This is a genomic window from unidentified bacterial endosymbiont, assembly GCF_918320885.1.
GTDB lineage: Bacteria > Pseudomonadota > Gammaproteobacteria > Enterobacterales.
Window position 1 is genome coordinate 31609 of sequence record NZ_OU907312.1, and the last position, 23352, is coordinate 54960.

A 23352-nucleotide genomic window follows, 5' to 3' on the forward strand; every position below is an offset into this window, starting at 1 on the left:
GAAACGGTTGAGTGCAGACGCCAACTGTGTGGGGATAGGGGGGTAGCCTAGAACCTGACGCACCATGGCGCCATTTTTGCACTCAACTAACGTGTTATCATGGGTCTGCCTAGACCTGGATACTGTACGGATTTTACGCAATTCGGACACAACCTTGGTATCGAGAATGAACATCAGGAGAGATCTGCAGGGTGAGCACAGTCACGCCATGGGGGCAGGACTCAGACAGGCCACAACTGCTCAACCAGCAGTTGCAACGTCTGCTGACCGCGAAACCGGTTGATCGCTAAACGATAGGCCAGCTGCACCGACTGTAAGTTGGCCTTGGGCCAGTGGTCGGGGTCGATATTAAACGCAATGGCCTCGACACTGGGGCCACCCTCAGGAGGGGTGACCACCATTTTTAAATGTTTGCCACCTAATAATCGCTGCTGCTGGAGTCGGAAAATGCCATCAAACAGCGGCTCGGGGAAAGCTTGCCCCCAAGGCCCCCCTTCTCGCAGCAGCTGAGCGGTTTCCAGAGTCAAGGCGTCTGCTGCCAGCTCTCCATCACTCCACACCACCGCTTGTAGCATCTCTTCCGTGATCTGTTGGCTAACATAATCGGCAAACAGCGCCTGGAAACGTTCAAACTGCTGCGTGGCCAGCGTCAAGCCTACCGCCATGGCATGGCCGCCAAAGCTCTCCATTAAGTCAGGATGCGCACCCTGTAACTCGACTAATAGATCACGCAGGTGTATCCCAGAGATCGAGCGGCCTGATCCTTTAAGATGCCCCTCCCCCGCTGGCGCAAAAGCAATCACCGGCCGGTTAAAACGACTCTTTAAACGGGCGGCCACAATGCCGACCACCCCCTGATGCCAACTCGGCTGATAGAGTGCTAACCCCAGCGGCAAGGCCTGCTGTCTCTCGAGCACCTGTTGACAACCCTCCAAGGCCTGTTGCTGCATGGTCTGCTCTAGCTGACGCCGGGTCTGATTTAAGGATTCCAGTTGTTGCGCTAAGGAGAGTGCCGCGACGGCCTCCTCACACAGTAGCAACTCAATCCCCAAGGACATGTCCTCTAGACGACCCGCTGCGTTTAATCGTGGCCCGAGGGCGAAACCTAAATCAGCCGCCACCAGATGCTGCCTCTCCCGCTGGGAGACTGTCAATAAGGCCTGGATCCCCGGACGACAACGCCCAGCACGAATACGCTGCAACCCCTGATAGACCAAAATGCGATTGTTAGCATCTAATGGCACCACATCAGCGACCGTCCCTAAAGCCACTAAGTCAAGCAGCTCCGCCAGATTGGGCTCAACCAGCTGCTGCTGGGCAAACCAACCCGCCTCACGCAGCTGGGCACGCAAGGCCAGCATGACATAAAAAGCGACCCCCACCCCAGCTAACGCCTTGGAAGGAAAGCGACAGTCTGGCAGATTAGGATTCACGATAGCCTGCGCATCCGGCAGAACGCCTGTAGGCAGGTGGTGATCGGTGATCAATACCCGCAATCCCTGAGCGCGTGCCAGTGCCACCCCAGCCTGTGAACTGATGCCATTATCCACGGTGATAATCAGCTCGGCCCCTCGCTGAGCGGCTTGCTGCACCACCGCTGGCGTTAGACCATAACCTTCAGCAAAACGGCTGGGAACCAGGTACTCTACGTGGCCAGCCCCCAGACGACGCAAGGCCAAAACCGTGAGGGCGGTACTGGTGGCGCCATCCGCATCAAAATCACCCACCACCAGGATACACCAGCGCTGCAGTAAGGCCTGTTGCAGTAGCACCACGGCATTAGCAATGCCCTGAAGGGCTCGATAATCGGCTAAACACTGGAGCCGCCGATCCAGTTGCGTCGCACACCGTATGCCGCGAACCGCATAGAGCTGCTGTAGGAGTGGCGGCAGATCAAACAAGAATGCTCCCTGCTCAGCCACGGGGCGACGGCGCAGTGCTTGATGATTCATTTGGCATTCAGCCCTGTTTTATCCAATAAAAGGCTATAGTCCAGCAAAAATGCTGGCAGAGCAACCCCGATCCAGCCCCTCGAGAGCAGGCAGATGCCGATCGGGCTTGTTAAGCGCGGGGATGGTGTTGACGATGCAGCTGCTTTAAACGTTCCGTCGCCACATGGGTATAAATCTGAGTGGTCGAGAGATCAGCATGGCCTAATAACAGCTGTATCACCCGCAGATCCGCCCCATGGTTGAGCAGATGCGTAGCAAAGGCATGACGCAAGACATGGGGTGACAAGGCTTCAGGCGCAATCCCTGCCAGCGCTGCATAATATTTGATACGATACCAAAACGTTTGCCGGGTCATCTGACGCCCCCGCCGGCTGAGAAACAGCTGTTCAGTCGACGTCGTGGGCGGTAACCAGTGGGATCGGCCTTGGTGTAGATAGTGTTGCAGCCAATGTAAGGCCTCCTCGCCCAGGGGCACTAACCGCTCTCGCTCGCCCTTTCCGACCACCCGCACGACCCCCTGCTGTAGGCTAATCATGCTCATCGTCAAGCTGATCAACTCAGAGACCCGCAGACCCGTGGCATAGAGGAGCTCTAACATCGCTTTGTCGCGCAATCCCAAGGGAGTGCTGAGATTGGGTGCTTGTAATAGTCGATCCACCTGCGCTTCACTCAAATTTTTAGGCAAGTGGCGCGCCAATTTAGGAGAGGCTAAGCAGGCCGTGGGATCCTCCACAATCAACTGTTGTCGCTGTAGATAACCAAATAGGCGCCTCAGCGCGCTCAACAGCCGGGCAGCGCTAGAGGACTGATAACCCTGTGCTAGGCGAGTGGCCAAAAAAGCTTGTAGATCGGCGGGATTGACCGTTAATAAGCGGCTATTTCGGATCGGCAACCAGGCGATAAAACCCTGCAGATCATAGCGATAGGCGGCCAAACTGTTGTCTGCCATCCCTTGCTCTAGCCACATCGCATCCAAAAATTGCCCGATCAGCAGTTCATCACTCATGGGGCTGGCTGCCACACTGGTTAACCTGCCGTTGAGGGTTCGCTGCACGCTGCTGGCACACAACAGAGGATCAGCAGTAGTGATAATAGCGGAATGACCCAGCCCACGCCCTGTTCAAATCCAGGAATACAGCGCAGTAGCGGCCACTCAATACCCATCACGCGTAACGCATCCAGTACCCCACTCAACAGGGCGACGCTCAACACTAAGCGGCTGCTCAACACCGGGTGTGCTAGCCTTGGCCGTACAAAAGTGACGATCACCAAAGCAATCACCCCTGGATAGAAGGCAAATAACACCGGCTGTGACAGGGTGATCAGCGTGGTCAACTCAAGGTTGGCTATCAGTGCTGAGACCATCGAACTCAGCACAATCCAAAAGCGGTAGGAGCAAGAGGTGATGCTGGCCAAATAATCTGCAAAGCCACTTAACAACCCGACAGCCGTTGTTAAACAGGCTAAAATAACCGCGATACCCAACAGCCCTTGCCCCCAAAGACCCAATAACGCCTGCACGTAAGCGGTTAATATTTGCGATCCCGTGGCTGGTTGGGGTGCTACCGTGGCTGAGGTGGCCCCTAACCAAAAAAGCGATACATAGACTAGGGCTAAACCCAGGGCAGCCATCCCGCCAGAGAGTACTAAGTAGTGGCAGCGGGAGCGGTCATCCGTGATCCCTTTACTGCGGATCCCCTCGATAATTAAGGATCCAAACATCAAGGCACCAAAGATATCCATCGTTTGATAGCCATCGATTAATCCCGCTATCAAGGGGTGCGCCTGATAACCAGCTTGCGGGGATTGCACCCCCCCTTGAGGCATTAAAACGACTCCCGCAGTTAAAACCACCAATAACAAAAATAATACCGGTGTCACCACTTTACCAATACGATTGATTAAGCTGCCGCGGCTCCAACAGAGGAGTAAAGTCAGTGCAAAAAAGGCCCCAGTGATCCCATATTGTGCGCCGTTCCAAGCGTCCGCGAGCAGGGGTTTAAACACCAGATCATAAACGACTAACCCAGTCCGTGGGGTTATTAAGAGGGGACCAATCAATGAAAAGATGGTGAGTGTCACCACCACTTGGACCCCTTGGGGCAGATCACACAGCAGGGCTGAAAAACTGCCCCGATAAGCAATAGCTACGATGGCGGCTAACGGTAACAGTACCCCAGAGAGCACAAAGCCACTCAGTGTCCATCCTACCTGCCAACCCGCCAATTGACCGGCTAACGGTGGAAAAATCAGATTCCCCGCACCCAAAAAGAATGAAAAAATCATGAAACCCAAACCGGTGGTGTCACTCCATGTTAATCTTTGCTGCACAGCATCCTCACTCAGTGATCCACTGGTCATCACGTCAATTTTCGTTATCAGATGGTTGAGGCGTTGCTGAGGGGCGCTGGAATTAAGCAGGCTATGGCTAAGCTCAGCAGTGAAGGGATGAGCCATCCTAATCCCTGGTTAAATCCAGGAATACACTGCAGGGCATTCAAATCTACCCCTATCCTGCGAACAGCATCCAGTAGTCCACCGATAAAGGCGACACTCAAGACTAGATGGTAACTGAGTAGCGGGTTAGGCAGCTTTTCTCTGATAAAAGTGAGCAGTACAAGGACAATGGCTGGCGGATAGAGCGCCACCAACACCGGTTGCGATAGTGTGATCAGCGTTGTTAAGTCGATATTGGCTATTAGCGCGGAGATGACCGAGCCTAGTACAATCCAAAAGCGATAAGAGCACGCAGTTAAGCTGGTCAAATAATCGGCCCAACTGCTTAACAACCCTACTGCAGTGGTTAAACAGGCCAAAATGACCACCCCACCTAACAATCCTTGTCCCCAATGGCCAAATAGAGCCTGTACAGTGGCTGTTAACACTTGGACGCCAGTCTCCGGTTGCGGAGCCACCGTGGCTGAAGTAGCGCCTAACCAAAAGAGTGAGAGATAGACCAACGCTAACCCTACCGTGGCTATCAATCCGGAAACCACTAAATAGTGGCAACTACGCTTGGGATCGGTAATCCCTTTGTTGCGTAACACCTCGATAATCAAAGCACCAAACATCAAAGCACCAAAGTTATCCATCGTTTGATAGCCGTCGATGAACCCTGCTGCCAGTGGGTGGGATTGATAGGCCGCTTGTGGGGATTGCACCACCCCTTGAGGCATTAACACAACGCCGACTGTTAAGCCAATTAACAGCAGCAGCATGATCGGAGTCACCAGCTTACCAATGTAATCAATTAAGCGACCTGGGCTCCAACAAAATAGTAAAGTTAAGGAAAAAAAGACGGCAGTCACCCAGTATTGCATAGCGGGCCAGGCGGCTGGCAACCAGGGCTTGAATACCATCTCGTAGACGACCAACCCAGTCCTTGGGGTGACAAACAGCGGGCCCATTAATGAAAAGCTCACCAGCACTGCGGTGATGGCAATCCCTTTGGGTAGATCACGCAGCAGCGCTGGAAAGCTGCCCCCGCGGGCTATGGCGATGATACTGCCTAAAGGTAATAGCACACTAGAGAGTACAAAACCAGCCAGTGTCCATCCTACCTGCAAGCCTGCTAATTGGCCTGCCAATGGCGGAAAAATAAGATTTCCTGCTCCAAAAAAAAATGAGAAAACCATTAGACCCAATCCCAGGGTATCGGTCCATTTTAAGGTTTGTTTCACGTGCTACCTACCGACTCAATTGAAATAATACAACGACAATGCTTTGAAAAACACGGCGCGCATAACAGAGTGTTACTGATCAATTCAGCTACATTTATATCATTATTTACCGCGGCAGGATAGGGCTTATTCCTAGCCCTCCCAAAGATTTATCCTTTTAAGGCTTAGCGCCTGTATAGGTTACACAGACTCTCCTATCCTCTATCCATTGGGTTTCAACCCAATGGATGCCGTAATACAATCGTTTGATTACGCTCAGGACCGGTAGAGATAATATCGATTGGAACACCGGTTAAAGACTCAATAGAACCAATATAACGCCGCGCCATTAGCGGTAACTGTGCTCGATTCTGTATTCCAAAGGTACTCTGCTGCCATCCGGGGAAGGTCTCATAAATCGGTTCTAGGGTATGCCAATCGGTGATATGGGTTGGCAGCGTGCTGATTTGACCTCCCCCAGGTAACCGGTAGGCCACACAAATTTTAATGGTTTCTAAACCATCTAATACATCCAATTTGGTTAAGCAAAGCCCCGAGAGTGAATTAACCTGTACCGCTTTCCGCAGTGCCACCGCATCAAACCACCCGGTACGGCGACGGCGACCGGTGGTAGCCCCATATTCCACCCCTTTTTGACATAAATAATCGCCGATCTCATCCAACAGTTCGGTCGGAAACGGGCCGGCGCCAACCCGGGTCGTATAGGCTTTAGCAATCCCTAATACACCATCAATAGACCGTGGACCAATACCACTACCGGTAGCCACCCCCCCCGCCGTCGTCGTCGAGGCAGTGACATAGGGGTAGGTGCCGTGGTCGAGATCGAGCAGCGTGCCCTGGGCACCTTCGAATAAGATGGCCGCCCCTCGCCGCTGTGCCTGATCGAGGATCGCTGCAACATCAACGACCATCGGTAGTAACTGCTCTGCAAAGGCCAATGTCTCCTCTAACGTCTGCTGATAGTCCACAGCAGCCACCTGATAGTAATGGACCAAGCAGAAATTGTGATACTCCAGGACCTGTTGTAATCGGTCGGCAAAACCTTCTGGATCACGAAGATCTCCTAGGCGCAAGCCACGACGTGCGACCTTATCCTCATAAGCTGGACCAATCCCACGTCCAGTCGTGCCCAGAGCCTGCTCGCCCCGTGCCTGTTCACCCGCCTGATCTAAAACCACATGATAAGGTAATAACAACGGGCAAGCCTCAGAAAGCAACAGCCGTTCCCGTACAGCAATGCCCTCCGCTTCCAACAGGGCTATCTCCTGTAGCAGTGCTGGTGGTGAGACGACGACACCATTACCGATAAGACACTGAACCTGTGGATGCAAAATACCAGAAGGAATCAGGTGCAGTACGGTGATTTTCTCACCAATCACCAGGGTATGGCCCGCGTTGTGGCCGCCTTGATAACGAACCACCAGGTCCGCTTGCTCCGTCAACAGATCGACGATCTTACCTTTCCCTTCATCGCCCCATTGGGCCCCTAATACGACGACATTTTTACCCATGTTTTCTCAAAGATTCTGCTGTTAAAGAGCGATTTTACCACTGCTCCACAAACGGCGTCGAGCATCCCTTGTTCTAACTATAAAAAAGCAAAAAAATAATTTATTATTAACATTTGTCTCTTTTTTGTAATAGAATTACCCCTCTTCGGGAGGATCATTATGAATCCTATGTTAAAAAAGTTTTTAACACTCACGCTCGTTCTACTGTGGTCTGGCTGCCCGGCAGAAGCCCAGTACAAACCACACCACCCGCCCTATGCGCCACCGCACCACTGGTGCACACGTTCAGGGGAGACACTGAAAAGTGCCTTGGAACGTTGGTCCCAACAGGCGGGTTGGGTCATCCAGTGGCAAAGCACCTATGACTACCCCATAGCCGCTCCTGCCTGCTTGAGGGGTCGTTTTGTCACTGTCTTAAAAACGATCAGTCAGGCTTACCAGCAGGCTGAACAACCGCTCTATTTTGATCTCTATCCACCACAACGCTTGCTGGTGATTACTCAGTAACCCAATGATGCCAACAGGGCCCTTGATTCATGCACCGACTCTTTTATAGCGCTTTTTTACTGCTGGCAAGCTGCTCAACTGCAAAGCGGCATCAACAAACGGCCCAACAGATCACAACAGTCCAGCAACAGGGCGAGCAACAACTTAGCCAGTTGCAGCAGCGACAACGCCCACACTTCACACTGCATCGTGACCTGTGGTTTTCCAAGCAAGCCATAGCGCGAAAGCTCCCCCGGGTACCCGCACACTTCAACCGGGAGATTGGCTTGGCCAGTACCCTGCCAATGCCGGTGAATACCTTCAGTAAACTGCTTCATAAACTGTGTGGTCTACCCATCCGGGTCACGCCGGACGCCCTACTCAAGTTGCAAGGAGAGCAAAGGGGTACCAGCGCAAATCACGGCCCACTGCTGATTGAGGGGATCCGTTGGCAAGGCCCCCTTGAGGGGTTACTAGATACTGTAGCCGCTGGGCTGGGGCTCTCCTGGAAGTATAGCGCTGGGATGATCACGCTCTATTATCTGGAGTCTCAAACGTTTCAAATCTATGCCATCCCCTCGGAGACTAAGATGCGCTCCACAGTCCAATCGGGCATCGATCTAGGGCGGAGTAGTGAACAGGGCAGTAGCAAAGAGCAGGGACAAAGTGCTCAAACCACCTCGGTGTCGCTCAAAAGTAGCATGGTCCAGGATATCCATCGCAATATTCAATCGATGTTAACCCCCCAAGTGGGCCAGATGTCGGTCGCTACCTCTACCGGCACCCTAACCGTGACTGACACCCCAGACACGCTCGATCGGGTTGCTCGGTATCTTCGCCATGAAAACCAAACCATCACGAAGCAGGTGCTGCTCAACATTAAACTACTGTCGGTACAGCTCAATCAGGCCGATCAAATCGGGATCAATTGGAAGCAGCTGCTTTATGACGGTGGGAACTCCCTGCTTAAGTCCATCAAAGGCAGCTCACCGACTATCCTGGCCGCAACCGATAATAGCGCCATGGTGACTATCCTGGGCGGTGGCCGGCTTGATAATTCTGAGCTGCTGCTGAAGGCCTTAGCTGAGCAAGGTAAAGTCTCTATTGTGACCTCACCTTCGGTCACCACGCTGAATTTACAGCCGGTGCCGGTACAAGTGGCCACGCAAGAGGGCTACTTAGCCCAAGTAGAGGTGACCAAAAATAAAGGAGAGCATTCGGTCTCCATGAAACCCGGCATGATCACCCATGGCTTTAATATGAGTCTACTGCCCTTTGTGATGGCTGATAACCAACTGCTCCTGCAGTACACCATCAACCTCAGTGAACTGATCGAACTACAAAAATTTGAGAATATCCACGGGGGGCATATTCAACTGCCTAGAATTAACACCCGTTTGTTTTCACAAAAAGTGAAACTGCGATCCAATGAAACCTTAGTGCTCTCCGGTTTCGAGCAGATCCGCAATGAAACCGGACGCCGAGGCGTTGGTCATGCCAATAACTGGCTATTCGGTGGTGGCATCAACGCCGAACAGAAACGCAATATCATCGTGTTGATGATTACTCCAGTCATCCTGGAATCGACATGCCCTCACTAACCAACACAACCACCCCGACATCACTGGTGCGGCTGCCGCTGGGGGCAGCCGCAAGTGCCGTGTTGGGGCTGCGGTGGTACCCCCAGCGGCCACCGAAACCTCACCCAAAGGCCCACCAACTGCTGCTGCAACAGAGCGACTGCAACCACTGGCTCCTGCATCAGGTGGGCGATGGCTATCACTATGGGCTAGCAGCGATCCCCGTGGAAACCGAACCCCTCTACAGTGCTACTTTGCATTTGATTGATCAATTAGGAAGCGATTGGGTGGCGATTGTTCAGTTACCCAACCACACCTACGGGTTCATTGGCGTCTCTAAAGGGCAGGTGGTGCCTGGCTGTGAACTGGTACTGGCTACTGCTGCCGAAGCCCTGGAGCAATTCACCCTCTATCAAGCGCTATTCCAGTGGCCAACGGTTTATGCCCCCTCCCCCCTCAATCTCGGTGGTGAACCCTTAGCGATCGAGTCCCTGCTGGCGGCGTGTGCTCCCAAAGCGGCTTACCAACTGCAGTATGAGGCAGTAGAGAAACAGACTAGGGTTCAGTGGATCCGTTATGGGGTAGTCGGCGGGCTCGTCCTGTTGCTCAGCACGGCAGGGTTTTGGCTGTATACCCAGCACCACGCAGCCCTTCGATTAGCCCAACAGCGACGACTGCAAGCACAACGTCAGAAACAAGCAGCTCCAGTCCTACCGGTCTGGTGCCAACACCCCCCTGCTCAACTACTGTTGACACACTGTATGCAGGCGATCACCCGCTATCCCCTGTTTCTGAGAGGCTGGCGTTTAGAAACGGCTCAATGCGATAGGCACAGCGCCAAGGCTAGCTATCGCTGGCAATCCCCTCACACCGTGAAAGGGCTTTTAGCAGGACTACAATGCGATAACAGCGCTTATGAATTTAGCAGCGGTGCCAAGGTAGTACACCTTCAGCAAGCCCTGAACCTGCCTAAAAATCGTCCCCAAGAGCCCTTACCACCGATGATCGATCTAGCAAGCGATCTCCTACAGCAGTTAGAACAAGGGATAGCGACCGGGCGGATCGATGATGTGTTCTCTACCAAGAAACAGAGCGCCTACTTTGAGCTTGAGAGCGTTCAGACCCCCCTAGTGTTACTCCAAAAGCTCTCCTTAGCCGGGGTGGTGATCCACACCCTGCAAACGACGATTAATCCAGATGGCTCCCTACGCTGGAAATGTTCAGGAACCCTCTATGGCCAGTAAATGGAGACTCCTGCTGTGCTGCATAGGCACATTGCTCCCGCAGTTAAGCTGGAGCGAACCGCCTATTGAGAGCGCTACGGTGGCCGATTTAAGTGCGCTACAGCAGCAGATCCTGCACTTAAAAGTCTCTATAGAACGGCTCAAATTACAGCAGGAGCTACAACAGTTAACCCCCCTAGCGGAAGCGAGCCAGGACTTTTGTCAGAGCAGCCCTGCGAGTATAGGCAGCCTCACCCTGACAGCACTCTACAGCGTAGCCGGTCAGCGCTTCGCCTCCTTGGCCTATAACCCTCATGTCTCAATAGAGGCCAGCCGTGGTGAGCAGTTACTGTGTGGTGAATCCGTAGTGACTATCACGCAAAATAGCGTCGAGATTGAGAAAGCCGGTCGACGCTACCAGCTAACAGGCGCTGCCCTACCAGTGCCCCGAGCCACCCGCCGCTTGCCACCCGCCCACGCGACCCGATGAAGTAAAGCGCATGGCCAGTCACGATCTACCGCATCACTTCGCGATCAAACTGCTCACTGCTGAGCAGGGTCCCTACCCGCTCTCGGCCGAAGCACGACAATGGATCTGCCTAACCGCCGACGGTCAGCTCTACCTCTCTGAATCGCATAAATGCGCGGCACCAGTACTGCTGTTTCTCGAGCAGTTACGACGTGATCAGATCAGGTTTACCCTCCAGCTGGTCAACCTAGAGCGGATTGCCGATCTCTATACCCGTTGGGGTCCAACCAATAGCCAAGCCATCATCTCCTATTGCCAAAACCAAGTGGCGGAGATTATCCAGCAGGCGGTGATGGCCAAAGCGAGCGATCTCCATATTGTAGTGCGTGAACGCGCCACCTTAATTAAATTTCGGGTGCATGGCGAACTACTCCTCACGGCCGAATGTTCCCGAGAGGAGGGGCATACCCTCTGTGCCACCATCTATCAAACGCTGTGTGATGTGGCCGAACCGGTCTTTAATCCGCATCGCAGTCAAGATGCCCGCTTAATGACCTCGCTGTTAAAAATCTCTGAGCTCTACGGCGGGCGGGTCGCTACCCGCCCTACAGACAGTGGGCTGCTGATGGTCATTCGATTACTGTATGACCGAGGCAGCAGCACGCTACAACTCGATGATCTCGGTTATCTGCCGGAACAGGTGGAGCGGGTGAACCATATGGCCTCCAGGCGCTTTGGCATCAATATCCTCTCAGGGCCGACCGGCTCGGGGAAATCGACCACGCTCGAGTGTCTATTAAAACGGATTATTGCCAGACACCACCAAAAAATCCATGTACTCACGCTAGAAGATCCCCCGGAATACCGCATCAGCGGTGCCGTGCAAACGCCGATTGTCTGCGATAAAGAGGATGATGAGGCGGTGAACCGGGAGTGGGCGCGGGCCATCTCCAATGCCATGCGCTTAGATCCCGACATTTTAATGTGTGGTGAGATCCGTGACAGCTGTTCAGCCATTACCACCTTCCGGGCGGCGATGACCGGCCATGGGGTCTGGACGACCCTGCATGCTAATGATGCGTTGGCTATTTTAACGCGCTTACAAGACATTGGCGTCTCTAATTCGCTGCTTAGCGATGCCTCGTTGATCACCGGGTTAATTAATCAGGTCCTGGTTAAAAAGCTCTGCAGGCACTGTAAACAGCCCTATCACCCACAGCACACCACCCTGCCGCCAGATGTTCAGCAGCGGATTGAACGCTACTGCCAGGTCGATCAGCTGTTCCTGCGGGGGCCCGGTTGTCACCACTGCCAGCAGCGCGGCATTGCCGGTCGTATGGTGGTCGCCGAAGTGATTGAACCGGACAACACCCTATTGGAACTGTTTTTGAGCCAGGGGAAAAATGCGGCACGCCAGTACTGGCTTAACCAACTCAAAGGCCTCAGTAAAAATCACAATTTAATCACCTTGATCAATCAGGGGCTCATCGATCCAGTGGATGGCGAACAGGATGTCTGCATGCTCGATCATGATGCGTTACAGGCCGGCAAACCTGACTACACAGCGGGTGATCTAGCCGATCCTGCGTCGCCCGCTACCAATGTTCTAACACTATCAACCCTTTCTTAATCACCCAGGAGATCTACCCGTATGAAAACTGCTGTTCCTCTCTCTTATCGCGCCCGCGGCTTTACCGCCTTAGAGCTCATTATCGTCTTAGTGATCGGTTTTTCCATTATTGCTCTGTCAGCGAGCAAAATGGGAGAGCTCTTCAATGCCTCCAAAATAACCCGTGCCACGAGTAGCATTATGGAATTAGCCACCTCCGTCCGCTCTATACAGGGGCAAGATGGTTATGGTGCTGTAGGATCCCTCACCGCAAATTTAATCAATAATGATCTGGTACCAAAAACGCTAAAAATAAAAAACGGTGCTATAGAAAATGAGTGGAACGGAGCGGTAACCGTTGACGTTATTAATGGGGGTCAAGGTTTTTCAATAGTGTATCCCTCTATTCCCAAAAGTGCTTGTTCTAAGCTGGCAACCGGCCTGCTCAGCTCTGGGATTTTCACCTCATTAAATACAGGAACTCCACCAATCTTAACGACTACAAGTACCCCACAAAACGTACTGACGAGCTGTATTCCTGCTGCCGCGGGCACAACCGTTACCTTTTCGTTAGAGGTTGATGGACAACCACCAGCAGCACCCTAAAAGAGTGCTACCTGGCCAGTAGCAAGTTAATCTATTTGCATGAGTGCTTTGACCGTTACCCCTGTCGCTCCGAGACAAGGCTTCACCCTACTTGAGGGAATCATCGCCCTCAGTGTACTCATGGGCCTGCTGGTGTTGGGAAACCACTACACACGCCAGCGGCTGGAGGCGTCGCTACAGCAGCAGGCGGCAGCGCATCTCCGAGTCGTCACGGCTGCGGCCGTTCGCTATGTGCAGGATCGCTATGACTACCTAGGGTCGCCGGCAGAACGAGCGGCGTGGCAGTCCTCACAGCAAAAGCTTTCAGAGGAAGATCAGGTTTCTCTTGAAGTGTGGCGCTATCAGCAACTTATTAAACAAGGCTATCTGCCCGTGCTGGATCAACGGAATGTTTATGGGCAGGGCTATGCCCTCTACCTCGAGGATAAACCGGCAGGGAGTGCTGAAAAACTGCAGAGACAGCTGTTGGTCCTGACGACTGGCGGGCGAACACTGCACGAGAGCGCATTACGATCTATTGCCCGCCAACTGGGCAGCCAAGGGGGCTATCTCTCCAAACGCCCCCCTCGAATGATCACCGGCAGCCAGCAGGGATGGCAGCTTCCCCTGCCCTCAGAGACCCTTTACCAACCAGTAAGCAAGCCCCAACCAGCTGATTTGGAACAGATCTATGAAACACCTGGACATGTGGCCACGCTGCGCTACATCGACCCTGATGATATCGTCTGTACCGATAATCTACTCCATCGCCAGCAACACCGTGGTAAGCCAGAGCTGAATCGGATGGAGACCGATTTAGCGATGCAGCAGCATCACATTATCTTTACCGGGAAAACGCCAGAGGAGAACAGCCGTTTAAGCGTCCAGGGAATAGACTTTAAACACGGGGAGCACAAGATTACGTTTGGTGTGCAAAATGAAAAAGCCCAGATTACCCTTCAAGATACTCAAAGCAAGGTCGTGATGGAGGCCAGCCGCGTGACCGCCAGCGGGAAGTCGATCGTGAATGGAACCACTGTCATAGGTTACTCGGCACCTGAACTGCAGGCCTATTGGAATAAGGTACCCTACTATGAGTTAGCAGCTATCAACGATAAAAAGCAGGCTAAGGAGGGAGGGCAGCAGTTCGCCAACCAGCGGTGCTCAATGCCCACTACACCGGACGAAACAGCACTGGGGCGCCTATTCCTGCTAGGCCATCAGCGCAGTGAAACTACTTTCCTCTATCTATGCAGCCATGCTACCCCCAAAAACGCCACAGCAGCGCATTTAATCTCTCAGTTTCCATCAGATGCCGTGCAAGCGTCAAAACGCCCAAGAATAAGAGCAGATTCCTCACTTCAGGTCCCGTCACGGCCATTATCTGTATCACCTGTAAAACAAAAGTGGCGATGACCCTAAGATCGACACAGCGGGGCATGAGCCAGTTAGAGAGTCTGCTGGGGTTGCTGGCAGTGATCAGCTTGATGACGCTGTGCAGCACAGTGCTGCAACAGCATCGTGAACGCGCCGTCGCCTTGGCGACGGTGCGACAGCTCAAAGCGGTCGCTCATGCCGCACGCACTTATGTAGCGGATCACGCAGCTGAATTCACCACACCGCATAACAGCCGCCGCCGGCCGCGTGCGGGGGACAATACCCGCGATCTGCCCTTTAGACAGCTCATAGATGCAGGCTATCTTCCACGCCATTTCCAACAAAAGAACGCCTACCAGCAAGCGTATAAGATACGGGTTTGCCGCCATAACACCCTTGCTCAGTGGCAGGTTTGGGTGACCACAGAACAAGGCCGAGCAATCCCGCTTCGCGACTGGAAAAGTATGGGCCCCTTACTAGGAGATACGGGCGCCTACGCTAATGAACGAGGAGGTAAAATGCTCAGTTGGCAAGCATCATGGGATGACAGTGCGCGTAATATCGTGAAACCCGGACATTTAGTGCTTTATCATTCGGTACAAGCACCCGATCTCTACTCAAATGATACTCTCCTCTACCGTAAAAAAAGCCCTACCCATCCACAACGCCAGCAGATGACTACTGATCTTGATTTGCCACAACAGGCCATTGTATTTGAAGCGCCGCAACGACACGGAACAGTCAGCGCTCAAGGAGCACAATTTGAGCACACCACCACCGCAGGAGTACACCATGCCTTGATAGATTTGAGCTCAGGGAGCACTGGAACTGCCTCACAGATCAGGCTAAACAACCCCAAACAGCATCAGTTACGGATTTCCCCCTCTGCAGTGCAGATCACCGCACCCTCCCTGATGAGCCGAAGACAAAAAAACCACTTTGATTATGATCCCACGGGAAAAAAAGTGACCTTAATCACCTCTCATGGCGCTTTACCTCCCCATTATGGATCACAGTTGCATCGGGAATGGAATCAGATCCCCTATCATCACTTGCCTTATTATGAGATTGAGACAGAAGAAAACCGTCAGAAAAAACTCTACAAAACTGCTCAACGGATTTGTCTTTTAGAACAGCACAGTCAGCAGAATCAGTTAAAAATAGCGTCTAAACAGAGCAATCTATACCCTCACTTAGGACGACTGTTTATAGTAGGCAATAGCCATCACCAGCAAAGTACTCTTTTTATTTGTGGAAAACCACAGTTTGGACAACAAGTTCGGCCCTATTCCATTTACTCCGCACCGCCACTACTACAAAAAAAAATCGCTGATCCATTCCCGCCTATTGAACGCGTTGAAAAAAAACAGGTTACCGGATTAAAACTTCGTGACTTTGATAAATCGGATCCCCAGACAAATTTACAGAAGTATTTATTTTTGTACGATTCAATAGAAAAAATACTCTTTTTTATCCATTTAGAAGAAACTATTTTGAACACTAACAAAGGAAGAAAAGTAGATTACCAGAAAGCGGTAAATTTTATAGAAAAAATAAAAAAGAGTAAAGAAAACAGTGAACTATTAAAAAAAATTAAAAATAGCCAGCAGTTAGAAAAACGGATTAAAGATTTTAAAAATCTACCTACAGAATTTTATCTTCATAACACTAGCAAGCATATTCCTGAGTTATTTTTCAACTATTGTCTAGATCGATGTCCCAATAAAGATAATCGTGAATGCGATAAAGTTTTTTTAGAAAGCATATTAACCCAGTTAAAACAATGCGAAAAAAAACCAGAAAAAAATACTAAGACATCGTCTAACGAATTTCACAGAAGCAACTTAGATGAAGAAAAAGTGAAGAGGGTTTTTGGTACCGATAACGTAAAAACATTCCTATTACAATGTAAAGAGTTTGAACAAATACCACACAATCGTTGGATGCAGACTGTTTATATATTATCTACTGATCAACACCTTGCACAACATCCTCTCTGCGAGCTCAACTTGACTGATCTCCCCTTAAATTAATGCTCCCCCTGATATCACTAGCCCGACTGCAACCCGCCTCTTGAATGCATCGGCGGTTTTTCTCGATAGCACGCACACTCTGCTACCAGAACCCAGCCACTTGAGCTATCTTAATACCCTATGAGCGGTAACAGAATTTCAACTACCATTTATCACTACTGTCCATCCAAGAAACAGGGAGTGCCCCATCATGTTTGCTTTCGAGACGCCTCAAAAATCACCACGCTTCGTTGAAGCCTCCGCTATCACCCGCCTGCTGCAGAGCATTAACAACACCTTAGCCAAAAGCGCTTTTGGCAGCGGTGCGCGCTTAGATTTTTATCGAGCGCTGCTACTGCTGTTAGATAACCAAGTCCGCCTGAATCAAGCACTCAAGGAGCTTTATCGAATTTACAGCCAGGAGGGCAAAAAGCGCAGCGCGCCCGTAGCGATCGTGATTGATTCCTGTTTAGCCGGCATGAATAATGGGATCTCCTTTACCGAGCGGTTGTCCGAGTGGATCCCCCCCGAGGAGGGGATGTTACTGCAATCGGGTGAGGCCTCGGGCCAGTTGGCGGCCGCCTTTAACGAAGCCGAAAAGATTATGGAGGCGAAAAAGCAGATCGTCAGTGCAGTAGCCGGCGCCATCACCTACCCGATTGTCCTGATCGCCATGACCGGTTTTCTGCTGAATATGATCGCCACTGAGTTAGTCCCACAGCTCGCCCAGGTGGTCGATCCCAGCACCTGGACCGGCAGCGCCGCGATACTCAACATCATGGCCAATTTCACCACCCACTATGGGCTATTGACCGTCGGCGGACTGATCACCCTGGGCTTTTTAATCACCATGAGTCTCCCACGATTGAATGGCCCGCTGCGGATCTGGCTCGATAGAGTCCCCCCCTGGTCGATCTACCGCATGGTACAAGGATCGACCTTTCTGCTGAATGTCTCCGCCATGATCACCTCAGGCATGCTGCTCAATGTTGCCTTAACCAAACTGGCAGCCCCAGCCAATCCCTGGCTCAAGCTACGCATTAACAGCACCCTCAAAGAGTTGGCCGCCGGTAAAAATTTTGGTGAGGCCTTATGCGCGACTGGCTACCACTTCCCTGATCAAAAGGCCAATCGCTTTCTCTCAGTGATTGCCGAATATAGTGGCTTAGATGTCGCTCTGGCCAAATTTGGCCGCGGTTGGTTGGTGGAAACCGTCAAGGGGATCCAGCAGATCGCTAAGTTGATTCTGGTCACTGGGATCCTCGCAGTCGGCGGCACGATGTTGATCGTGATTGCAGGGGCTGGTGGATTACAAGACTCGATTCAAGCGGTCAGCGAATAACTTCCTAGCACCGCGACGTACCTTCCCGCTGATCGCTAGCCGTTACCGATGGGTGACGGCTAGCAGCCAGCAACCTCCTATCCACCCTAGCCATTCCCGGAATGGTTTTTTTACCTAATAAATAATTTTTAACTTGTCAATTGAAAATAAAAATAAATAGGCTACATTTAGGGTAAGAAGGACAAAGGGATTGATACAATGTGTTCACAAGGAGGTCAACGGTGCGCAGGCTGGTAACCCTACTACTGCTGTACGCTCTCCCGTGCACTGTCAGCAGCAGCGTCAACCCGGCGGGTGGCCCGTCTGTGGGCCTGCGCCAGGGCCCTCGCGCTTACGTGCCGGCACGCTCCTCAATCTACTGCCTCTATAAAGGCAGAACTCTCAAGCACTCGGTACACCGCTGGGCGCAGAGCGCGGGCTGGACACTCCAGTGGCCGTTCCCCTATGACTACCCCATTCTAGTGACCACCTGTTTCAAAGGCGGTTTTTCACAAGCGATACAAGCGGTTACCCAAGCCTACAGCCAGGCTGAGCACCCTTTTTATCTTGATCTCTACCCGCAGCAGCGGTTAGTGATTATTGGTGATCAAAACCATGAAAACTCTTAAACTCACCACTCGCCTCCGGGTGCCCGCCCCTGTACGCTGGCTACTGTGTAGCGCGCTCCTCACAGCTTGCGGCGCACTGCAGCAGAGTCATCAGTTGTCCCAACAAATCACCGCTGATCAGCAGGAGGGAGAGGCCCTACTGCGAGGGCTAGCCAGCCCCCCCCGGCAACGGATTACTGTGCATCACACACCCTGGGTCTCTCCGAAGGCGTTGAGATTACCACCGACGCGTCTACCTGCCTCGGCTAACCGAAAAATTACTTTTGCCACCGCGGCGCCAGTGCCGTTGAGCGAACTGAGCAAAATCATCTATCAGCTCAGTGGCCTGCGCCTACGCTTAACACCCGATGCCGAAGCGAAGTTACAACAGGGCAAAAAAAAACAACCCACCCCCTATGATGAACCTACGATTGCTGGTATCCGCTGGCAGGGGGAGTTAGCGGGACTATTAGATGAAGTCTCCTCGACGCTAGGGCTCTCCTGGCGGTACCAAGAGGCGGCGATCACCCTCTACTATCTCGATTCACGCACCTTTCAAATTTACGCTATCCCCTCCGAGACCAAAATGAGCTCTACGATCAGTTCTGGTATCGATGTCGGACTAGGAGGTAACGATAGTGGGAGTCGAGGCAGTGGTCAAAGTGCACAAAAGACTAGCGTATCGCTCAAAAGCGATATGCTGGAAGATATCCACCGGAACATTCAATCCATGTTAACTAAAGGGGTTGGCCAGCTCTCCCGATCACCCTCCACTGGCAGTGTCACCGTCACAGATACCCCCAGCGTGCTCAATCGCATTGCACACTATATCGGCCATGAAAACCGTACCATCACCAAGCAGGTACTCCTCAATATCAAAGTATTAGCGATTGAATTACATGATGAGCATCAATTGGGTATCAATTGGAGTCTACTCTATGATCCTGCGAACAGTGGCCGTTCCCTATTAGCAGGACTCGGACTCACCCCCGGTGATCAATCGAGCATTGGCAATGCATCCATTTTTAAGGTGCAGGGTGGTGGCCAATTAGGGGGCTCCGAGTGGTTGCTCAAGGCACTTGCCAAACAGGGAAAAGTGTCGACAATCACTTCGCCATCAGTGACGACGCTAAATTTGCAACCAGTCCCGGTGCAAGTGGCCACCCAAAAAAGTTATTTGGCGCGCACAGAAACGACCACAAAATCCAAAGGGGAGGAGACGATTACGCTAACTCCCGGCATGCTCACTCATGGCTTTAACATGCATCTATTGCCCTTGGTCATGGCAGACAACCAGCTGCTGTTGCAGTATACCATTAACCTGAGTGAGCTTGTTGACACCAAGACCTTTGGGGTCAAAGACAAAGCTGAAATTCAGCTGCCAGAAATTAACACTCGGCTGTTTTCACAAAAAGTAAAATTACGCTCTGGGGATACCTTGGTGTGATCTTGCCACCTTTTTTTAGACACAGAGAAGAGAAACCTTAAGCGACCTGGGATAACCAATTTTTTTCAAAATTTACAGGAGACAGATAGCCTAGCGTTGAGTGCCGTCTCTGTCGGTTATAAAACACTTCTACGTATTCAAAAATGCTCAATTTGGCTTGTTCTCTGCTCTCAAAACGTTCAAAGTGGGTGTGCTCTGTTTTTAAGGTATGGAAAAAACTCTCTGCTACTGCATTGTCATAACAATTGCCCGTACTACTCATGCTAAGCGTTATCTGGTGATGCGCCGATACAGCCTTGAATCCTTTGCTGGTATACTGGCTGCCTCGGTCGGAGTGGTGGATGAGACCTGCAGCAGGCTTCCTCCGTGTTATTGCCTGGCGTAATGCTGCGGCTACTAACTCGGTGGTCATGTGAGCTTGCATATCCATCCCCACGATACTACGAGAGAACAGGTCCAGTACGATAGCAACATACAACCATCCCTCTTGGGTCGGAATATAGGTAATATCTGCTGCCCAGTATTGATCAGGGCGAGTGGCTGTGAACTTCTGCTTGAGTAAATTAGGCGCCACTGCGGCCTTTGGATCGACTATTGTGGTTACCTTAAATCGTTTTTTCATCTTAGCCGCAATATGGGCTGCTTTCATTAGCCGACAAACCCGTTTGCGTGAACAGCGCTCACCTCTAGCTCGTAACTCAGCATGGATACGTGGGCTACCGTAAATTTGGTTGCTTATGGTATAAACCTCTTTAATTTCAGATATTAAACGCTCATCCTCACAATAGCGCTTGGATGGCTCAGCCTTGATAAACTGATAATAGCCACTGCGGGATACACCTAACACGTTGGACATCCTCTCTACGCTGAATTCCCCAGCATGCTTTTGCATAAACTGGTATTTTACTTGCGGGCCACTGAGAAGATGCCCAAGGCTTTTTTTAGGATATCCCTCTCTTCGCGTGCTATCGCCAATTCTTTCCGCAATTGACTGAGCTCAGCATCAGACGCTTTCAGGTATCCTTTGCCCGGGAAAGCCTCTGCACCATCCTTGTTATGCTGATGGACCCACCCTGCCAATGTACTCTTGGGAACTCCCAATTCCTCGCTCAATTGACAGAGCGTTTTACCAGTGCTGTGATACAGCTTTACCGCATTCAGCTTGAATTCCTTATCATAGCTCCTTGATTCCCCTTGATTCATAACTTCACCTCAAAAAGTAACAAAAAATTATACGCTTTGTTCCTCTTCGTTGTGTCCGTTAAAGGGTAGCAAGATCAGTGCTCTCTGGATTTGAACAGATTACTAATCAAGCAGAACGTAAAGGAACTGGTTCGCCGAACAACTGGCTGCTAGGGGGGCGCGTTCTCGCCAACCAGAAACGCTCGCTGATTGTTCTCATCATCACCCCAACGGTGCTGTCTTAAACCCATGCCCTCCTCCGCTACTCCCCCCTTAGCGCTGCTGCCGCTCCGAGCAAAAGCCGTGGCGGTCATCGGCCTGCTGTGGCGGCCTTTGCCAGCGCAAAATGCCAAAAGCGCGGCGCGGCAGCTGTTAGACAGCACAGCTGGTGAACGCCTGGTGCTGCACTATCACGATAACCAAGTCCAGTGCGGCATCGCCCCACCGCTACCCAGCGGGCAGCGGTACTATAGTGCCGCCTTGCTGCTGATGGCGCAGCTGGGTGATGATTGGATCGGCATCTTTGAGTGGGAAAACGGGCAGTACCTGTTATGTGGCGTCGCTGGCGGTCAGGTTGTTCCCGGTTGTGATGGTCTATTTGAGTCGGCGGCCGCCGTGACCGCACAGTTCGAGCGCTTTCAAGCGCTCTGTGATTGGTCCACCCGCTATGCACCAGAACAGCTGAATCTCGGTGGCGAGCCTTTAGAGATTAGCACGCTACTCCATAGCAGCACCCCGCTGGCCTATCCATTAAAAGTCGTTTATAACACCCCCAAAAATAGACAACGATGGCTGCGAGGCAGTGGTGTCGTTCTCCTACTGCTGATTCTGGCTTATACCGGCCAGCACTATTTTCAACAGCAGCAAGCGGCACTATCTCGGTTAACCCTGCAGCAGCTATCACAGCTGCGAGCGCAGCAGCAGCAAAAAAAAATGGTGATAGCAGAAGCTGTCTGGCAGCAGCAGCCGGCCGCTCGGGTGGTGCTCCAGCAGTGTACCCAGCACCTATCCCACTACCCACTGCTATTAGGTGGTTGGCAGCTGATAGAGAGCCAGTGCAGTGCTCAAGGCAGCAGTGCTACCTACCAGCGCCGTGCGCCCAGTGATGACCAACTCTTTTTACAGGCTGCTGCCAAACGATACCCCGACTACCGATTGCAGAGTGCTGAACGGGGGCGAGTCCAGCGGCCGCTGCGGCTGGAAGCACGTCTCTCCGAGCAGCTGCAGCCACTGCCTACGCTGTCCCAGGTATTCAGGGATCCAATAGATCGTGGTGCCGCGACTGGCAGCGTTGAGGAGAGCGTCACTGCGACTAAGAAGAGCGCTAACTTTAGATGGAATTGCCCCGATTCGCCGCGACAGTTATTGCAAAAAGCCGAGCTCAGCGGGGTGGTGATTCATCACTTAAACAATACTATCAGCCAAAATGGCCTAGTCACTTGGAGCCTTCAAGGAACACTCTATGGCGAATAGAACCGTTTATCTCCGGGGTTGGATCCTACTCCCTGTATTGCTGCTGAGCCCGCTGGCTATGACTTATGGGGATGAGGAGACGCTGGGTGATCTGAGTGCACTGCAGCAGGATATTCGCTGGCTTAAAGTGACCTTAGAGCATCTTAAACTACAGCGTGAATTAGAAGGACTACGCCCCACTCACGGGGGAGCGCAAAAGATCTGCCCCTCTGGTGAAGGACTCGGCGCGCTTACCCTGAATAGTATCTACGCTGTGAACCAGCACTACGTGGCCACCTTTACTTATCATCAGACCCCATTCACCGCCCGCCGCGGCGAGCGGCTGCTGTGTGGGGAGCGAGTACTCAAAATCACCCTCGATGGCGTGGAGCTTGAGAAACAAGGAAAGCGCTATCAGATAACGGGTCAAATGGCGGCCCGACTCATGCCCTCCCTGCCGCAGACTCACCTGGACAGTGCTCATGCACCCTGATAGCGCTCAACCACTGGAGCTGCTCACCGATGAACAGGGGCACTATCCTCTCTCCAATGAGCTACAGGCATTACTCTGTCTTACCACCGAGGGCACGCTTTACCTCTCCTCCTCGCATAAAAATAACCCGCTAGTGCTCGCTTTTATCGATCAACTCTGCCGAGATCAGCAGCCCTTTACTGTGCAGTTGGTCGACATTGAGTTTATCGCTGACTGCTATGCTCAAGCAGCACCAAAAACTCAGCTGTACGATGTTTCCACCTGCCAAAACCACGTGGCCAACCTGATTCAAGCGGCGGTGCAAACGAATGCCAGCGATGTGCATTTTGATCTTGCCACCTTTTTTTAGACACAGAGAAGAGAAA

Annotated in this window: 21 protein-coding genes; 14 read left to right on the forward strand and 7 right to left on the reverse strand. The window is 52.0% G+C overall.

The features are described from left to right. Positions 1-221: 221 nt before the first annotated feature. The 5 genes from recJ to NL324_RS00165 form a co-directional block, all read right to left on the reverse strand. Complete coding sequence (gene recJ, locus NL324_RS00145; protein ID WP_253305831.1) at positions 222-1952, reverse strand: single-stranded-DNA-specific exonuclease RecJ; 1731 nt, start codon at positions 1950-1952, stop codon at positions 222-224. Between the two features lie 109 nt (positions 1953-2061). After that, positions 2062-2958 carry a site-specific tyrosine recombinase XerD gene (gene xerD, locus NL324_RS00150; RefSeq protein WP_253305832.1) on the reverse strand — a complete coding sequence of 299 codons (897 nt, stop codon included), beginning with the start codon at positions 2956-2958 and terminating at the stop codon, positions 2062-2064. Between the two features lie 20 nt (positions 2959-2978). Continuing rightward, positions 2979-4409 carry a branched-chain amino acid transport system II carrier protein gene (brnQ, locus tag NL324_RS00155; protein WP_253305833.1) on the reverse strand — a complete coding sequence of 477 codons (1431 nt, stop codon included), beginning with the start codon at positions 4407-4409 and terminating at the stop codon, positions 2979-2981. Then, positions 4331-5587 (reverse strand): branched-chain amino acid transport system II carrier protein, encoded by a 1257-nt coding sequence (gene brnQ / locus NL324_RS00160; protein WP_366516325.1) that lies wholly within the window; start codon positions 5585-5587, stop codon positions 4331-4333. The genes brnQ (NL324_RS00155) and brnQ (NL324_RS00160) overlap by 79 nt, the downstream gene beginning before the upstream one ends. A 260-nt stretch (positions 5588-5847) precedes the next feature. Beyond that, positions 5848-7143, reverse strand: coding sequence for an adenylosuccinate synthase (locus NL324_RS00165; RefSeq protein WP_253305835.1), 1296 nt, complete (start codon positions 7141-7143; stop codon positions 5848-5850). Positions 7144-7302: 159 nt separating this feature from the next. On the opposite strand from NL324_RS00165, the gene NL324_RS00170 reads away from it, so the two are divergent. The 11 genes from NL324_RS00170 to pilN (NL324_RS00220) all read left to right on the forward strand — a co-directional run bounded on the left by NL324_RS00170 (position 7303) and on the right by pilN (NL324_RS00220) (position 19860). Then, positions 7303-7650 (forward strand): toxin co-regulated pilus biosynthesis Q family protein, encoded by a 348-nt coding sequence (locus NL324_RS00170; protein ID WP_253305836.1) that lies wholly within the window; start codon positions 7303-7305, stop codon positions 7648-7650. A gap of 29 nt (positions 7651-7679) precedes the next feature. After that, on the forward strand, positions 7680-9230 hold the full coding sequence (gene pilN / locus NL324_RS00175) for a PilN family type IVB pilus formation outer membrane protein (RefSeq protein ID WP_253305837.1): 1551 nt from the start codon (positions 7680-7682) through the stop codon (positions 9228-9230). Beyond that, positions 9218-10453: a type 4b pilus protein PilO2 gene (gene pilO2 / locus NL324_RS00180; protein WP_253305838.1), complete on the forward strand. Its 1236-nt coding sequence runs from the start codon at positions 9218-9220 to the stop codon at positions 10451-10453. The genes pilN (NL324_RS00175) and pilO2 (NL324_RS00180) overlap by 13 nt, the downstream gene beginning before the upstream one ends. Continuing rightward, entirely contained in the window at positions 10443-10922 is a 480-nt protein-coding gene (locus tag NL324_RS00185) for a hypothetical protein (RefSeq protein WP_253305839.1), read from the forward strand. The genes pilO2 (NL324_RS00180) and NL324_RS00185 overlap by 11 nt, the downstream gene beginning before the upstream one ends. A 10-nt stretch (positions 10923-10932) precedes the next feature. Further along, complete coding sequence (locus tag NL324_RS00190) at positions 10933-12531, forward strand: GspE/PulE family protein (RefSeq protein ID WP_253305840.1); 1599 nt, start codon at positions 10933-10935, stop codon at positions 12529-12531. A 21-nt stretch (positions 12532-12552) separates the two neighbouring features. Then, entirely contained in the window at positions 12553-13116 is a 564-nt protein-coding gene (locus tag NL324_RS00195; protein WP_253305841.1) for a type 4 pilus major pilin, read from the forward strand. A 120-nt stretch (positions 13117-13236) separates the two neighbouring features. Then, positions 13237-14511: a shufflon system plasmid conjugative transfer pilus tip adhesin PilV gene (gene pilV / locus NL324_RS00200; RefSeq protein ID WP_253305842.1), complete on the forward strand. Its 1275-nt coding sequence runs from the start codon at positions 13237-13239 to the stop codon at positions 14509-14511. Beyond that, complete coding sequence (locus NL324_RS00205; protein WP_253305843.1) at positions 14508-16505, forward strand: shufflon system plasmid conjugative transfer pilus tip adhesin PilV; 1998 nt, start codon at positions 14508-14510, stop codon at positions 16503-16505. Before pilV ends, NL324_RS00205 begins: the two co-directional genes overlap by 4 nt. Before the next feature lie 190 nt (positions 16506-16695). Next, positions 16696-17826, forward strand: coding sequence for a type II secretion system F family protein (locus NL324_RS00210; RefSeq protein WP_253305844.1), 1131 nt, complete (start codon positions 16696-16698; stop codon positions 17824-17826). A gap of 221 nt (positions 17827-18047) precedes the next feature. Next, the gene (locus NL324_RS00215; protein WP_253305845.1) at positions 18048-18434 is read left to right on the forward strand and encodes a TcpQ domain-containing protein; all 387 of its coding nucleotides are present in this window, start codon (positions 18048-18050) and stop codon (positions 18432-18434) included. Further along, positions 18421-19860 carry a PilN family type IVB pilus formation outer membrane protein gene (gene pilN, locus NL324_RS00220; protein ID WP_253305846.1) on the forward strand — a complete coding sequence of 480 codons (1440 nt, stop codon included), beginning with the start codon at positions 18421-18423 and terminating at the stop codon, positions 19858-19860. Before NL324_RS00215 ends, pilN (NL324_RS00220) begins: the two co-directional genes overlap by 14 nt. Before the next feature lie 37 nt (positions 19861-19897). On the opposite strand, the gene NL324_RS00225 is transcribed toward pilN (NL324_RS00220), so the two are convergent. Both NL324_RS00225 and NL324_RS00230 read right to left on the reverse strand, forming a co-directional pair. Beyond that, the gene (locus NL324_RS00225; protein WP_366516351.1) at positions 19898-20848 is read right to left on the reverse strand and encodes an IS3 family transposase; all 951 of its coding nucleotides are present in this window, start codon (positions 20846-20848) and stop codon (positions 19898-19900) included. Further along, positions 20764-21063 (reverse strand): transposase, encoded by a 300-nt coding sequence (locus NL324_RS00230; protein WP_253305847.1) that lies wholly within the window; start codon positions 21061-21063, stop codon positions 20764-20766. The genes NL324_RS00225 and NL324_RS00230 overlap by 85 nt, the downstream gene beginning before the upstream one ends. A 228-nt stretch (positions 21064-21291) precedes the next feature. Here NL324_RS00230 and pilO2 (NL324_RS00235) point away from each other — a divergent pair, with 228 nt between their 5' ends. The 3 genes from pilO2 (NL324_RS00235) to NL324_RS00245 are packed head-to-tail and all read left to right on the forward strand — an operon-like array spanning position 21292 to position 23336. Next, on the forward strand, positions 21292-22515 hold the full coding sequence (gene pilO2 / locus NL324_RS00235; protein WP_253305848.1) for a type 4b pilus protein PilO2: 1224 nt from the start codon (positions 21292-21294) through the stop codon (positions 22513-22515). After that, positions 22505-22987, forward strand: coding sequence for a hypothetical protein (locus tag NL324_RS00240; RefSeq protein WP_253305849.1), 483 nt, complete (start codon positions 22505-22507; stop codon positions 22985-22987). Before pilO2 (NL324_RS00235) ends, NL324_RS00240 begins: the two co-directional genes overlap by 11 nt. Beyond that, positions 22977-23336 (forward strand): hypothetical protein, encoded by a 360-nt coding sequence (locus NL324_RS00245; protein WP_253305850.1) that lies wholly within the window; start codon positions 22977-22979, stop codon positions 23334-23336. Before NL324_RS00240 ends, NL324_RS00245 begins: the two co-directional genes overlap by 11 nt. Positions 23337-23352: the final 16 nt, after the last annotated feature.

Coding starts and splice junctions, on each gene's coding strand:
- recJ (WP_253305831.1), bottom strand. CDS start 1,952: ATGAATCATCAAGCACTGCGCCGTCGCCCCGTGGCTGAGCAGGGAGCA.
- xerD (WP_253305832.1), bottom strand. CDS start 2,958: ATGAGTGATGAACTGCTGATCGGGCAATTTTTGGATGCGATGTGGCTA.
- brnQ (WP_253305833.1), bottom strand. CDS start 4,409: ATGGCTCATCCCTTCACTGCTGAGCTTAGCCATAGCCTGCTTAATTCC.
- brnQ (WP_366516325.1), bottom strand. CDS start 5,587: ATGGTTTTCTCATTTTTTTTTGGAGCAGGAAATCTTATTTTTCCGCCA.
- NL324_RS00165 (WP_253305835.1), bottom strand. CDS start 7,143: ATGGGTAAAAATGTCGTCGTATTAGGGGCCCAATGGGGCGATGAAGGG.
- NL324_RS00170 (WP_253305836.1), top strand. CDS start 7,303: ATGAATCCTATGTTAAAAAAGTTTTTAACACTCACGCTCGTTCTACTG.
- pilN (WP_253305837.1), top strand. CDS start 7,680: ATGCACCGACTCTTTTATAGCGCTTTTTTACTGCTGGCAAGCTGCTCA.
- pilO2 (WP_253305838.1), top strand. CDS start 9,218: ATGCCCTCACTAACCAACACAACCACCCCGACATCACTGGTGCGGCTG.
- NL324_RS00185 (WP_253305839.1), top strand. CDS start 10,443: ATGGCCAGTAAATGGAGACTCCTGCTGTGCTGCATAGGCACATTGCTC.
- NL324_RS00190 (WP_253305840.1), top strand. CDS start 10,933: ATGGCCAGTCACGATCTACCGCATCACTTCGCGATCAAACTGCTCACT.
- NL324_RS00195 (WP_253305841.1), top strand. CDS start 12,553: ATGAAAACTGCTGTTCCTCTCTCTTATCGCGCCCGCGGCTTTACCGCC.
- pilV (WP_253305842.1), top strand. CDS start 13,237: ATGGGCCTGCTGGTGTTGGGAAACCACTACACACGCCAGCGGCTGGAG.
- NL324_RS00205 (WP_253305843.1), top strand. CDS start 14,508: ATGACCCTAAGATCGACACAGCGGGGCATGAGCCAGTTAGAGAGTCTG.
- NL324_RS00210 (WP_253305844.1), top strand. CDS start 16,696: ATGTTTGCTTTCGAGACGCCTCAAAAATCACCACGCTTCGTTGAAGCC.
- pilN (WP_253305846.1), top strand. CDS start 18,421: ATGAAAACTCTTAAACTCACCACTCGCCTCCGGGTGCCCGCCCCTGTA.
- NL324_RS00230 (WP_253305847.1), bottom strand. CDS start 21,063: ATGAATCAAGGGGAATCAAGGAGCTATGATAAGGAATTCAAGCTGAAT.
- pilO2 (WP_253305848.1), top strand. CDS start 21,292: ATGCCCTCCTCCGCTACTCCCCCCTTAGCGCTGCTGCCGCTCCGAGCA.
- NL324_RS00240 (WP_253305849.1), top strand. CDS start 22,505: ATGGCGAATAGAACCGTTTATCTCCGGGGTTGGATCCTACTCCCTGTA.
- NL324_RS00245 (WP_253305850.1), top strand. CDS start 22,977: ATGCACCCTGATAGCGCTCAACCACTGGAGCTGCTCACCGATGAACAG.